The sequence below is a fragment of the Saccharothrix saharensis genome (genome assembly GCF_006716745.1).
GTDB classification, from domain to species: Bacteria; Actinomycetota; Actinomycetes; order Mycobacteriales; family Pseudonocardiaceae; genus Actinosynnema; species Actinosynnema saharense.
Genome location: NZ_VFPP01000001.1, coordinates 8,714,718 through 8,729,378, shown reverse-complemented (window position 1 = coordinate 8,729,378; position 14,661 = coordinate 8,714,718). Strand labels below are relative to the sequence as shown.

Annotated in this window: 5 protein-coding genes; all 5 read right to left on the bottom strand. The window is 70.3% G+C overall.

Annotated elements, in window-relative coordinates; all coding sequences use genetic code 11:
• Nucleotides 1-96: 96 nt before the first annotated feature.
• Nucleotides 97-5,232, bottom strand: coding sequence for a sacsin N-terminal ATP-binding-like domain-containing protein (locus FHX81_RS39340; RefSeq protein ID WP_141983503.1), 5,136 nt, complete (start codon nucleotides 5,230-5,232; stop codon nucleotides 97-99).
• A 396-nt stretch (nucleotides 5,233-5,628) separates the two neighbouring features.
• A complete protein-coding gene (locus tag FHX81_RS39335) occupies nucleotides 5,629-6,840 on the bottom strand; it encodes a DUF2399 domain-containing protein (protein ID WP_141983502.1) in 1,212 nt (403 codons plus the stop codon).
• Nucleotides 6,840-11,789, bottom strand: coding sequence for an SbcC/MukB-like Walker B domain-containing protein (locus tag FHX81_RS39330; protein WP_141983501.1), 4,950 nt, complete (start codon nucleotides 11,787-11,789; stop codon nucleotides 6,840-6,842). Before FHX81_RS39330 ends, FHX81_RS39335 begins: the two co-directional genes overlap by 1 nt.
• On the bottom strand, nucleotides 11,786-13,036 hold the full coding sequence (locus FHX81_RS39325) for a DUF2398 family protein (RefSeq protein WP_211363708.1): 1,251 nt from the start codon (nucleotides 13,034-13,036) through the stop codon (nucleotides 11,786-11,788). Before FHX81_RS39325 ends, FHX81_RS39330 begins: the two co-directional genes overlap by 4 nt.
• Nucleotides 13,033-14,499, bottom strand: a complete 1,467-nt coding sequence (locus FHX81_RS39320) for a DUF2397 family protein (protein WP_211363707.1) — start codon at nucleotides 14,497-14,499, stop codon at nucleotides 13,033-13,035. The genes FHX81_RS39325 and FHX81_RS39320 overlap by 4 nt, the downstream gene beginning before the upstream one ends.
• Nucleotides 14,500-14,661: the final 162 nt, after the last annotated feature.

The following is a 14,661-nucleotide window of genomic DNA, read 5'->3' as shown; positions in this document are numbered from 1 at the left end:
CTCAACGAGGGCACGGCCCAATTCCCACCGTCAACGAAGGCCAAAGTGCATCCGACCCCCGATACCTGCAGGTAGCCCAGCACCTTGCGACTCCACTCACGGGGTGCCGGGAGCAAAGCCGAGCCGGAAGGAACGGCCGACAACGTGATAGGTGGCCATACCGCCGGGAGAGAACGGGTTCGGGAGCACACGCAGGCGTATCTTGGCCTGGTCGAGGACGTGGGTGACGAAGACGATTCGGTACTCCTCGTTCTCGGCCAGGTCGTTGGCCCGCCGGACCTCCGACTCTCCGAGCGCGAACTGCGGTAGGTCGTCAACGGTGGACTTCACCTCGTAGAGGATGGTCTTGTCGTTGGTTTTGACGAGGAAGTCGTACCCGAGCCTGTCGTCACCTTTGCCGTCGGCGAGGTGGTCGGAGCGGTAGCCGGAGCACCAAGTGTCCTCAGGCGGGAGCTCGTACTTCCGGCGTAGCCACTCGCCGACGACGATTTCGCCCGCGAGCCCGATGAGCTTCGTCTTGCTGGTCGAGACCGAGGGCGCGCGCCACCCTGGCGCACCACCGCTGCTCGTCTTGCCGGTCGCTGTCGCCGATGGGAGCAGGCCGGACTCCCGCGGAGCGGGATCGGTGCCAAGGACCTCCGGAGGGATGCTTGTCCGAAGCGCCTCGACGAGTTCGGCTCGGCTTTCCTGATCGGCGGAGTAGCTCCTCCCGCCGTACTGGACCAGGTCGCCTTGGCTCTTCGCCGCGTGTTGTTCGCTGTCGAGCCGGTCGCGGGCCGCGTCCAGGTCCGCGTCCTCCAGGTGCAGCGGGCGGAGTTCGGTGGTCGCGGGCATCCCCTCGGGCCACTGCTCGTTCTTCCGCAGCCACTCGATGACGTCGTCGGTCAGGGGGCGCCGGAAGTCCAGGAGCCCGGCCTGGACCATCGCTTCGATGTTGTCGACCGGGTCTCCGGGGCGTTTGCCCGACCCGCCCGCGTAGCGGTGCAGCCATGCGTCAACGACGATCCGCGCCCGGTCCAGCCGCTTCACCACCTCCCGGCGCCCGCGTGCGCGCAGCTCGTCGACCGGCAGCAGGGACCGACCAGGTTCGAGTGGCGAACCGACCTCACCGAGCCAGGAGTCGACGCGGTCGCGGAGGAGATCCGCGCTCAGGTTCCAGTGGGTGTCGAGCCAAGCCCGGTCCGGTTCCAGTCCGGGCAGCTCGCGCAGGCGGACGTACTCGTCCAGCGATCCGCCGTCGCGGAACACCCGAACGAACCGGTCACGCAGCCGGTCCCTGATCCCGGACCGGTGCCGCTGCAGGTAGGCGTCGAACTGCTGCCGGTGGCCGTCGCCGTTGTGGAGCAGGTTGAGGCGGAGCGCGCGCAGGCCGGCGTTTGCCCCGGCCAAGGCGATGTCGAGTTGCCGGGTCGCGTCCAGCAGGTCGTTGCGGCTGGCGAGGGTGAGAATCCGGTCGGCGTCGAAGCCGTGCTCGATCAGCCACGTCCGGACCTCGTCCTGATCGGCGATTCGGTCCCGGACACCCTGCAACTCCTCGGCGGCGGCGACGTCCAGGCAGGCGATCAGCTCCAGGACGGGCGTCAGCGCGAACCGGTTGCCGGCACTGTCGCGGACGAGCGCGTGCAGCTCGTCCAACGGCATCTTCAGCACGGCGGCGACATCTGCGGGCTCGGGGGTCCCGTCGCCGCACCGGACGGCCAGGTCGATCAGGGCGAGCCGGAGGCTGGCGGCGATCGCGAGTCCACCCCTGAACTCGGCCAGTGCCGCGGCGGCGGACTGCAGCACCGACCACCGGTCGCCCGAGCCACGCAGCGTCACGATCACCTGACCGCGGTCCGGCGAGGACACCCGGATCGAATCGGGCGCGAACTCGTGATCCACCTGGTGCCCGTCGACCACGGCGGTGATCGAGTCAGCGAGGACGACCTCGATGTCTCCCCGCAATGGGTCGGCCGCGCTCGTCGCGGACACGCGGCTCACCGGAAGGACGTGGCGTCGCTGCTCGGCGATCGCGTCGACGAGAAGGGGGAGCCAGTCGCCGCCCAGGTCGGCCAGTGGGCGGCCTGGCTGGTCAAGCGGGTCCACCCCGTCGGCCAGCACTCGGACCGCCGCGTCCGAACAGCTCTTGATCCGGGTGACGCCGTCAGCCACGAGTGCGCGCCGCACCTGGGTGGCCAGCGCGTTCACGCGGACCGCGAGCACGGGGACCGGGGTTTGCGCCAGCAGCGCGGTCTCCGTCGCTCCCGGTCGGTCGTCGGCGTAGACGGCGGGTCCGTCCAGGTCGAGGTCGACCACGCTGAGCGCACCCCTTGAGGTCACCACGATGGCGTGGGGCACCTGCACGTCCAGCCCGCCGTTCGCGAACAGGTCCCGCCAGGCTTGCTCGTAGGCGGTGCGCACGATCGCCGCCCGAGGACCCTGCCGTCCGACCACGTCATTGATCTCCGCCAGCCGATCCGCCGCGGTCGTGGAGACGTCCCAGAACCGAGCGCCCAACCACGTGAGTCGTTCGCGAACCCGGTCGGTCAACAGCGAGCGCCACGCGGCCGGGGCCGCGCTCAGGTAGTCGGGAGTATCGGTGTCGCCTACCCACCAAGCAGCGCGCAATGGTGCGAAGAACTGGTTCGACCGCTCACCCGGCGTGGTTTGCAGGACCCAGTCGGCCTGGTGCAGGAAGGTAGCGGCGAACGACGGCCAGGTGGGCTTCGCCGAGTCGCTGCTCGCCTGGAAGGTGGCTTTGAGAGCGGAGTCCGGCCACACGTCGAGCCCGCGCAACACCAGCTGCGCGTAGAGCCTCTGGGTGTCGTGGGAGAACTCGGCCCAGTCCTCCTGTCCCGGCAGGAAGGCGATCGGGCCCGCGAGCTGGTACTTGGTGCTATCGAAGCTCGGCTTGGTCGCGCGCCGGGCGGCCAGCTCACGCCACGCGTCTTGGGTCTTCGCACTGAAGTCGGCGGGGAAGTTCGGCACCGAGTGTGGGTTCTTCAGCTGCTTGCCGGAGACGTGGAAGTTCCTGGTGGATGTCCACCACGGGACCAGGCCGTGGTTGACGCCCAGGGTTTCGAAGAAGGTCCGCTCGTTGTCAACTGCGTCCGACCGCAGGAAGTCCTTGTCCAGGACCCGCTCGCCGATCTGCTCGAGCTGGTCCGAGACGGCTGCGGCGGCGTCGACCAACTCGGCGAGCAGCCGATCGACCTCGTGCTTCGGGCCGCGCCACCCCGTCCCGAAGTACGCTTGCCCCGGCGCGCGCCACCCCGCGCGGGTGGGCACGAGCAGATCGGCCTGGCCCAGCGCGTTGTGCCGCCGTTCCGCGGGCGTGCCGAGCCACAGCGCGAAGGCGAACCGCAGGCACGCGGACCTGATCTCGTCGTCCTCCGCGTCCCGCATGACCTTGCCCAGCAGTTCGAGGACTGCGTCGGTGCGGTACTCCCGAACCACGCCCTCCAGCCAGCGGCGACCCCGGCGCTGCTTGCGGTTGCCGTCGACCCAGCTGATGTCACCGGGCATGAAGGCCAAACGGGCGCGCACGGCCTCGGGTAGCTCGGGCAGTTCACCGCCCTCACCACGCACCCGACCAAAGTAGATCATCGGGTCGTCGTCCTCGTCGGCGGCGTGGAGTACGCCGTCCTCCGTCACGATCACCCGTCGGCCCACGACGGCCTTCACCTCGGGCAGCGCGTCACTGAGTTCGTCGTAGAAGTCGGCCCACACGTTCGGCGCGACCCCGCGCGCGAGCAGGTCGGCGGCGAGGGTCTCGGCGAAATCCGCGACGTGCTCCGGCTCCACGTCCACGGGCAGCCTGCACGCCTTGGACAGCGCGCGGACCCGCCGAAGGTGGTGCTCGTGCAGGTCGTGGCGCATCAACGACGACTCACCGGCGGCCGTGACGGCCTCGGGCGTGAACACCGCGCCACTGCGCGACCACAGCAGCGCCTCGGTGAGGGGCACCCCCTCGTCATGGCCCAGCGCGGGCAGCACCGGAAGATCCCGCAGAGCGTGGCCGCGTGATTCCAATGCGACGACCAGGCGGTCCAGCCAGCCCTCCGACCAGCACACGAGATCGAGTCGCACTCCAACCGGCAGGGTCAGTTCACCTCGGCAGGCGGCGATGAGCGCGTCGGCGCACAGCTCGGCGACCTCGTTGAAGAGCATGTCGTTGAGGTGGACGGACTCCTGCAGGTCGCGTCGATCGAGGCGGGCGAAGAACGGCCCGTTGACCAGCGCGGCGAGCGGGTAGCGGGTGTTCGCCCCCAGCGGCAGGAACGCGTTGACACGCCCGTGCTCGAGCGGCGCGCCGAGCGGCACGGCCACGCTGACCGTGCCCTCGCCCTCCCACTTCGCCCAGCTGGATCCGACGGTGTTGTCCGCGCGGCTGGCCAGGATCGCGGCCCGCATGGCCGCCTCGCCCACGGTCCGCTGGAAGAGCAGGTACTCGCCCCGCCCGGCGAGGTCTACGTGCTTGATCGACAGCGTGCCCGTGCCGGGCCTCGGACGAGTGGTGCGGGTCAGCCGCTGCGTGCGCTCACCGCCCGCGTTCCGAACCCGCAGGGCGATCTCGGCCACGCGGAACAGGAACAGGTGGAATGGCACCTCGTCGTCGGCGAGCTGTGCCAGCTGCTCCTTGGCGTGTTCCCGCGCCGCAGACGAGCGCAGAGGCAGGCGGATCACCGTCGAGAACCCGCGCCGGGCGAAGTCGTCGACAACCTCGGGGGTGTCCGTGAGTGGCACGGTCACCTTCAAAGCCGACACGTTCTTCCGCAACTCGTCGGCCAACCCCACGCGGTCCTCGCCCGACCGGGCCGCCAGCTCGTCGAAGTCGGAGGGGCGGCCGAAGCGGAACCTGAACCCGTCGAAGCGGCCCGAACCTTCGCTGAGGCTGCTGAACACCTCGGGGCAGCCGGCCAGCTGGAGCACGCTCTTGAAGCCCACTCCCTTGTTGCCGATGCCCTCGTTCGGCTGCTTGGTGCTCAGTGCGATCAGGCACATCGAGTCGAAATTGTCCGCGTTCAGCGGGTTCCCACCGTTGGCCGCGTACAGGACGCCGTGCTCTCCCTCGGTCTCGTCCAGGAAGAACTCAAGCCGCCCGTCGAACCGGGCAGGATCGTGCGCATCGTGCCCGTTCTGCAGCAGTTCGACGACCGTGCGCCCGTCGTAGTCCGCAGCGAGAACGCTCTCGGCCGTCTCCTTCAGCTCTCTGGCCATCGGCTGACCGACCTCGGCACCCTTGAGGTACATCGCCACCACCCCATCGGCCTGCCGATTCACCCGATCCACCGCGTCGAGCGGCGGCCCACCAGGGGCGTCGTGAGCAGACAAGCGGACGGCGGAATCGTCGATCACACAGAGGTTTCGGTCCAGGGGAGTCCGCTGTTACGTAGTCGGGTGCAGTTCAGCGCCCTGGCCGGGCTCCGGCGTCGGGTCTGCAGGGTCCTGACGACCGTCCGCCCCATCCTGGGCGGCCCGATCAACGAGTACGAACCCACAGTAGCCCGGGGCACAGGTCAGATGGTGTGGCCGCCTTCTGGAACCTCACAGGGTGCAAAGCTCCCCGATCAGCCTTTTCTCATGACCACCAGCAGGTTCGTCGGTCTCGCCCGCATACTCGCGGACCAGCCGAGCAGACTGAAGAATTCATGGCGTGAACAGGCTCTTCAGTACCGCGTCGTGCTCCTGGTAAACGACACGTCCCGTAGAGCGAAGTGCATCGCTCAGCCCCTGATCGAGCCACGCCGGAGGCTCGCCGAGAGGCACATCGGACGGCTCCGGCCCGGCCTGCTCGACGGTGTCGGCCGACATGGCGACCAGTTGGGCGCCGTAGGTCTCGGCCACCACGTTCGCGATGTGCAGCCCCGGACCGTCCAAGTCGCCCGCGTACCGAAGGCTCACGCCGTGATCGACGGCCAGTTGCAGCAGCGCGTGGTCGACGCTGCCCAGGTGGCCGCTGGTGCAGGCGAACGCGAGCGGGCTGGCGTGGGTCATCGCCGCTTCCAGCACGGACGGGTTCTCGACCACGGTGAGCACCTGTGGCGCGAACGTAGGGGGGTGCACGGTCAGGTCCAAGAGGGTGAGGGCCACGGGGGTCGTCGCGTCCCGCAGTCTCCGGTCGATCGGGCCGGTTCCGCGCACGCGCACCTGGTGGATCAGGACCGTCGACGACAACCGGTCCGCGAGGATTCCGACCCCGGCGAGCATTGCGCGCACGAGGTCGGGCCGCCGGGGTTCGGACACGCCGGTCAGCTCCGCCACCGCCGTCACCAGTCGCACGCCAGGCAGTTGGTCCAGGTCGAAGTAGTGGGGATCGCCCGCGTAGTCGTGGGACAGCTTGGCCAGGCTGGTCGGCGGCGTGCAGGGCAACAGCGGCACCACTCGCGCCAACGCCCCGACCAGGTGTCGCACCGCCGTCTCGTCGTCCGTCCCGGCCGCCCGCATCCTGGCCACCAAGCCCGGCAGGGAAGGGAGTGCCGCCTCGACATCGGCCCACAGGCCTCGGCGTTGCGCCGAGGCGGTCCGCCGGGCGGCGGCCAGGTCGATCACGGGACGTCCCACCGCCATCTCCACTAGCCGCTGGAGGTTGTCGGCCGACAGGCCCAGAGCGGCGAGCACATCGCGTATGGGCACGACCGTCACGCGGCCGGTCGCGACCACCGCGGACTGGTCGCGCCTGCGGCGTGCCGTGGTGTCGACCCACGCCCTCAAGGTGGCCAGCCCGCCGCTCGACAGTCCCTCCACCCGAACACTCGCGATCGCTGCGGGCTGACGACCGGCGCACAGCCGCTTGTGGACAGCGGCCCACAGCGGGGTCAGGTCCCGGTCGGCCGCCAAGGCGGCGAGGTCCGCCGCCATCACGCCCCCAGTTCCAAGGTCAGTGGCTCGGCCTCGCCATGTCCCTTCCACAACCACGGCACCGTGACGCGGTGCTTGCCTGCGGTCACGACCTGGTGGACCACCACCTGCCCGCTCTCCTTCTTGAGCATCGGCGTGATGAACGGCGCGGTCGCCAGCACGTCGAACTCCCATGAGCGCAGCAGCGCGAGCACCTGGCGGAGATTGGGCTCGTCGAACGCGGCGTCGATCTCGTCGATCGACACCCATCGGGGGCCGCTGTAGTGCTCACCGGAGTACATTGACCATGCAGCGGCGAGAAGCGGCAGCATGGTCGCCAGCCTCCGCTCGCCGGTGGACAGCGAGTCCAGCGGGTTGGACCGCGCGGTCACCTCGCGGAACTTCTCCTGCTTCTGATCGGTGAACGACGAGTGGGTGACCGTGATCTTCCAGTCGTGCCAGGAGCGGTAGTCGAAGGTGTGCGCGACCCTGTCTTTCCAGGAGTCGCCCGCTTTCTCGCTCATCCGCTGCTTCAGCACGGTGTACATGTCCTCGAAGATTTCGTCCGACTGCGGCTGGGAGATCAACTCGACCATGCGGCGGGCGTCCTCGTCTTCCCGGACGCTCCACTCCACCTGCACTCCGACCCGAGCCACCCCGGTGCGGACGCCGTCGAGCGTCCTGCGGATCTGGCGGACAAGCTCCCGGGCCGCGTCCAGGCGGATCAGGATGTCGCGCCGCAGCTCCGTGAACAGGCTGGTCTTCAGGGTGCGCTTGACGTCATCGCGGAGATCGTCCTCCAGCTGTGCGGCAGTCGCCTCCAGCTTCTCCACCGCGACGTGCAGGTCCTCTCCCCTGCTCGCGCCCGGATCGGCAACCACGGCGCGACGCCACTCGGTGCCGTCGACGGTGACCAGCACGACCTGCCGGTCGAACCGCGCCAACGCGGTGCTAGTCGTCCGCACGCTCGATTCCAGCTGGGCCAGGGCACGGCCACGTGCCTGCACGAGCACGCCGAGCCGGTCACCGGTCGCAGAGTGGTCGGCAAGCAGGCGCCTTGCCCATTGGAGCGCGGCCGTGAGGTGCGCCGGTTTGCCCGCCGGGGTACGGGGCAGGTCGTCGGGGACCGAGGCGAACCCCTCGTCCACGAGCGCGCCGAACTGTCGGAGCCGCGTGTCGCGGCGCTGCTCGGCGGCCTCTCGCAGCGGAGCGATCCCGTCGAGCGTGGCTTGGGCCGCAGCGGCCGCGTTCCCCGCGTCCTGACCCAATTCGACCATCAGCGCGGCGTCCTCCTTGGCCTTGAGGAGGTCGTCGGTGATCCGCTGCCGCGTGGCGCGCAACTGCTCGTACTCCGCGCCGTACAACTCTCGCGCCTCGGCCACGGCGGATGCCTCACGGACGGCGGTCAGCCGAGCGTCCTCGGCTTCGGCTCGGGCCTTAGCCAGGACTTCCGCCCTCTGCCGAGCGAGGCTTCCGGCGCGACGGGCCTGATGGAACAGCCCGGCCACCCTGATCGCAGCCTGCCCCCACAAGTCCACACGGTGCCCGAGGTTGGCGACGGTCGTGCCGTGGGCAGCCAGAGCCGTCCGCTCGGTGGGCAGCAGCGTGCCGTCCGACAGCGTCGCCTGGCGGTTGAGCTCGCGCAACGCGTCGTGGACCGCGTCGCCCGCCTCCCGATACCGTTCCGCCGCCGCGATAACGGCGGCCTCCGACCGGCGAAGGTCCTCCTCACAGCGTTCCTCCATGACGTGGGCCGCCCGGACCTCGGCCACCGGGGGAAAGGACGCGTACTCCGCGTCGGCCTCCCGCTGCGTTTCCTCGCCGGCGGCGAGGGACGCCAAGGTCTCGTCTTCGGCGGCTCGGCGTTCCTCGGCCACCCGCTCCGCGGCCTCGGCCTTGAGCCGGGTCCGGGCGGCCACTTCCTCGGTGTACTGGAGCCGTTGTTGTGCGGCGGCGATCCGGGCCGATCGCTCCGCCGCGGCGGCATCCAGCTCGGCAAGGATGCGCTGCCTGGTCAGGTCGGCCCGTGCGATGCGGTCCGCTGTCTCACGCCGCACGGTTTCCGCAGCGGCGTGCTGTCGCGCGGCTTCACGGCGCGCAGCCACCAGTTCTCCATGCGATGGGAACGCGTCGCGTTCCTCCACCGCGGCGAGGACGTCGGCCTCCCGATCCGCGAGTCCTCGGCGGGCGGCGTCCACGTCGTCCCGCGCACTGGACAACGCGTCTTCCAGATTTGCGACCCGCCGCAGGCGGACTCGTTCACGGGTGGTTTGGCCGATGAACTCCGACCGGTAACCGACGGGCGCTGCCGCGGTGAGGACGCCCGAGCGCAACCGGCCATGTTCGGCGTCGTCGTCGACTGGGATGGCCCGGAGCAGTGCCCGGACGCGTTCGGCGGGGATCGCGGGGGAACTTTCGACGTCGAGCAGGTCGCCGAGCGTACGTCCGGGCACCGGTCGGTCGGCGGTGATGACAAGGTCACCGGAGACTGCCCGGCCGTCGGACGTGACCAGAGCGTCGAGCAGTCCCGTGACAAGGAGTGCGCCCTCCAGTCGGTCCGCCTCCTCGTCCGACAGGTGGCCCGCGAAGTCCACGAGCGCCCATAGCGGGACGCCGTCCTCCGGCCGGCGATCACGCCACGGCGGCGTCTCCGGCACCGGTGCTGCGCGGCGAGCCTCGGCCAGTTCCGCCGCAACGTCAACGACCGCAGACTCTGCCCGGTCGACGTCGCGTCGAGCATCGGCCACGGATAGTCCGAGCGCGATGCCGGCCTGAGCGTGTGCCTGCTCCACCGCCAAGCGGACGACGGCGGGGTCCACATCGTGCTCGTTCGCTTCAGGCAGTTCAACCGCGTTCAAGAAGCGTGCCGCCCCGCGCCACCGGTATGCCTGCTCGATCCACAGCGTTGCAGCACGGTGGGCTTCCGCGTCGGCCGCCACAGCGGTCTCCTCTGCCGCGGCGACGTCATGCCGAGCCACATCGACGTCACGCCGGTGCGTCTGGTCGGCCGCAGCACGTTTCCGCTCGGCGCTCGACTCCTCGACCATCACCCGCTCCCGCTCCTCGCGCAGAGCGGACGCCGCGACCTCTGACAGGCCAATGGCGCTGTCGTAATCGGCACGTGCCTGGACCGACGCGCGGACGGCTTCGGCGACCAACGCCCCAGCCGTCGCCGCAGCCTGGCGTCGGCCCACCAGGTCGATCCGGTCGCGGGCGTCGTCCGCTACCGACGTGAGCCAGGCGGCGAGGCGATCGAGGGCCAGGCGGCTGTCCGCGCCGTCGCGGGGCTCGATCAACTTACGGGGCGCCCGGCCGAGGTGGCGGACGTCCGCCTCCCACCTGACGATCGACGCCACCAGGGCAGTCTCGGCGGCTCGGCGCAGGTGAATGGACTTGTCGGCTTGGCCGCGCGCCTCATCGGCCAGGCGCTCGGCCCGGCGCAGTTCCTCCGCCGCCGCCCGCTCGCCGTGCTGCGCCGACGCGTGCGCTCTGAGCACTTCGTCAACGCGCTGGAGCTGGGCGACGCGCGCTTCCACCCAGGCCACCGGGGTGGCACACGTCTGCGCAACGTCCGCCGCCGAGGTCTCGTCTGCTTGACCCGTGCTCAGCAGAGCAGTTGTCGCGACCAACCGTTCGAGAGCGGCGTCGGCACCCACGACGCGGGACGCTGCGCGCAGCTCATCGGACAGAGTGGCCAGGTGGTCCCCCGCCTCCTGCGCCGTCGTCGCCGCTTCGTCGGCCTGCTCCGCCGCGGTCGTGGCGTCCTCAGCGGCGACTTCCGCGCGTTGCCCGGCGTGGTCGGCGGCCCGCGCCAGCTCTGCGGCACGGAGTTCCATGTGCGGGAGTTCGGCCCCGGCGTGGTCGCGTAGGGCGGTGTCAGCCGCATCGCGACGGCCTTCGAGGGCGAAGATGCGGGTGTTCAAGACTTTGAGCTGCCCGGCCGCCTCCCGCTGCTCCCGTTGCGCGGTCTCCAGCGTCGCGGTGGCCTCGCGAGTGCGGCGAGTCTGGGCGTCGAACTCGGTGTTGGCAGCGGTGAGTTGCGCCGCCTCCACGTTGACGAGTGCCTCGACGTAGCGCTGGTAGCGCTTGTCGGTGGCGGCCAACTGCTTGGCCTCGTCACGCATATCGGCCAGCTGGTTCTCCAGCTCGGAGATGCGTTCCATCGCCTCGCCGATGACCGTCAGCCGGTCGGGGTCCAGCGCGGGCAGCGCCTCGGTCAGCACCGCGCGCATTTGCGCGGGTGGGATGGCCTCCGCCGTGCGCAGGCTCCGGAGGCTGCGCAGTACTCCCGTCAACGCCTCGAACTGCACCTCGTCGAGCGGAGCGAAGAGGCGGACGCGTACGGCGTTCCGGTACCCCGGCTCGTCGTTCACAGCAGCGAGGTGGTCGCGTGCCTTCGAGCGCAACGCCTGCGCCGACGTGAAGATCTCCCCCTCGGTAGCCGTGAGCTGGATGGCAAGGTCGTCGATCCGCACGGGGCTGCCGTCGCGTTCGAGCACGAGGTGCTCGCCCACCCGACCGGGGCTGATGAAGAACGCGCGCTGGAGGTTCCCGCCGACCGCACGCAGCCACAACCCTGTGGTCAGGTACGAGATCTCCCCCGTCCGCGGGTCGTGGCGGCCGTACTCCAGCCACCACGCCCCGGTGCGGTCCTCGCGCTCGTTGCGGTCGGTGTGCCTGCTGGTCAGCGTTCCCGCCGCCTTGCCCGACACCGACAGCGCCGTCTGCGACGTGTCCCCGTCCAGCAGGAGAGTGATGAGCATCGACGCAGTAAGCGACTTGCCGGACCCGTTGGGCCCGGTCAGGGTCATCCACCCGTCGGCGAAGACGAGGACCTCGTTGGACCACGCCCAGGAGTTGACGACCCCCGCCCGCGAGGGCTGCCAACGCCCTTCGACCGCAGGTACCCCGACCGGCCGCAGGTCCCGCACAGCGCCCAGACCGTCCACCGGGTGCTTGGTGATGTTCATCGGTCGGTCGGCTCCTCAGTCGGCTGCGCGGCGGGCTGGTGGACCTTGACCCGCCAGAAGTGGACGCCCGGTGTCGGCTGCCAGGTGTCGTGGCGCAACGGGACGAGCAGCCCCACCGCCACCAGTTCGGCTGCAGCGGCGCGGGCCAGGGCCGGTAGTCTGTGCTCGTACGCCGCAGCCCAGCGGGGCAGCGTCGTCCGCACCCGCTCGAACAGTTCGACGACCTCGGCGATGCCCAGCACCGCGCGCGGCTCGGGCCGCAGGTTCACCGCGTCCAGCAGCGCAAGCGCCGCCTGCCGCTCGTTGCGGCGCCCGTTGGGGAAATCGACCAGCGTGCCGATGCCGCTGGGGTCGGTGACCTCCCACCAGTCACGGCGGGCCGTCGCGGCGAACCCGAGGGCCGCAACGACTTCCAGCGCGCGCTCGCGACCGGCGGGCGTGTGGAGATAGGGCATCGGCGCCTGGTCGTCGAGCGGGTCCGCAGCAGGGTCGTCGACCAGACGCCGCATCGCGAGCAGCCTCCGGTCTTCGACCGTCGGCTCGTCGTACGCCGTCGTGTCGTCGGCCAGCACGTCGACGGACAGCACTGCGACGTGGCGCTCCGGCTCCAGGTCGTCCAAACCGAGGAGGGTGGGTGACAGCGAGGAAAACTTCATCGCCAGCCGCTCCCTCGACGCACTGACCACCAGATCGCCGTCGTCCTGTCCGGCAATCCGCTCCAGGTCCGCATCCACCGAGATCGAGCCCTCGGCCACCAGGAGCCTGAGCGCGTCGACCAGGTTGAGCCGGCTGGTCCGCGCCTCCGATTTGCCGGTCCCGTCAGTGGCCACGATCCTGAACTGCGGCAAACCGCCAGTCGGCGCTTCCGCAGCGCACACTTGGGCGATGGCCTGCATCAGCTCGCGGAGGCTCATCCGCGGCCTGCGCCACAGCTGCTCGCACACAAGCGCGACGAGCGCCAAGACATCCTTCGACGCCAAATGCGCGTCGCGACCATCGCGGCGCAGCCGGGGACCGCGGTCGGCGGGCACGTCGGCACGGCGCTTGTGCAGCCGCACCAGCTCCGCCGACTCGACGATCTCCAACTCCCAACCGAGTTCCGACCGGAAGAAGTCGGTCAGCTGCCGTCGCCCCTGGACAGCGGCGCGGTACGACTCGGCATCCGCCTCCGCTCGGATGCGGCCGGTCGCGACCAACCGGCGGGCGGGTTCACGCAACTCCGGCGCCAGTGCTCGAACGACACTCACGCGACACCACCCTTCCGGTCCTCGCGGACGCGGATGTCACCCGAAGGAATCACGCGCACCCGCACATCCGGTGCGGCCAGGACACCGTCCGCGAGCCGCACGCGGACCGTGCGGCCTGGTGCGCCGACCCTGACGAGCACCCGCACGCTCGCCCCGTCCGCGTAAGCCTGGCCGATACCGGTACCCGGGTCGAGCTGGGCCAGCGCCACCTCCACCGCACGCAGCAAGACCACCACGGCAGCGGACGCATACCCGGTGAAGTGGTCCAGCGACACCTCCCCGTCGGTGGCGAGCAACGTGGCAAGGTGTCGGCGCTGCGAGGCTTCGTCCGCAGCCTGGGCCGCAGCCCTCTCGCGTTCCCGGCTCGTGTCCACAAGCTTGCGCGGTCGGCCGCTGGGTGGGCCGTGACGCTCGTGCTCCCGCAGTGTCACCTCGACCTGGTGCCTGGTCCGGCCTGCCGCGGCCAGGGTGCCGTGCGCCACGTCCTCCTCGGCCAGCCGAGGTACCGCGTGCCACGCCGGCCAGTCGCCGAAGGCCGCCGCGTAAACTCGCCGGGCCTCCTGATCGGTCGACTGGCGGTGGAGGCTGCGGGCCAGTAGCCGGAAGTCGTGTCCGAGGTCGGAACCTCGGCGGCGGGCCGTGTAACGGCGGTCGATGGCCACGAGCAGCGTGTGCACTGCGCCGGTAGCCGAACCGATCAACCGACGCACACCACCATCCTGATGGAACCACGCCGCCAGGTCGGCGAGCCGGCGCACCCGGTCTTCCACCCAACTCTGCTGCTCGGCCGCATCGATGAGGCCGGCGTGGGCGACGGCCGCCTCTGCGACGGCGTGGTGCCCGGCGGCTTTGAGGTCCTCCAACGCGTACTCCACCCGCCGCAGCGCCCTCCCGTACTCGCGGGGGAACTGCCGCAGCGCCTCGATGACGCGGTCGCGGTTGTCGCCGAACACGCTGTCGTCGGTGACGTCGGACTGGACGATGCGGGCGAGCGCGTCGTAGAAGTCGGCGGTGACGCGTCGGAGTTCGTCGATCCGCGTGCGCACGTCGTCGAGGTCGATGGGCAGGCGACCAGGATCGTTCGCGGCATGCTCCAGCAGCGCGCGAATCGTGCTCTCCACGCCGTCCAAGAGCCTGCTGGGCAGCTGGAGGGCGCGCCGGGCGTCGACCACTGCCAGGCGCACCGCCGCGACGATGCCGCGGCCTTTGCGGCTCAGGGCCCACGCCTCCTGCCTGACGATCACGCCTTGGAGGCTGCGGACCGGTGCGGCGTAGTCCCGAAACGGTTCGGCGAATCCCCAGGTCGCCAACTTGTCCAGCGACTCACGAAGATCGCCTTCCGATAAGGGGTCGTGGTAGCCGACCACCCTGACCTGGGCGGAGATGTCCGGGAGTGTGGCCATCGGTCCACGCGTCGACAGTTCCTCCAAAGCCGCCAGCAGCGCCGTGTACCGCTCCCGCACGAGGTCGTCGGACGTGGCGAACGCAGCCCAATCGTCCGCCTCAACCTCCTGCCACCACCGTCGCGGATCTCTCACCGCACCCCTTTCGGACACGACTGCGCATCATCTCCGCAATAGTGCGGCCCGCTTGTTCGACGTCGCGTTGGAACGATCCCCGACAGG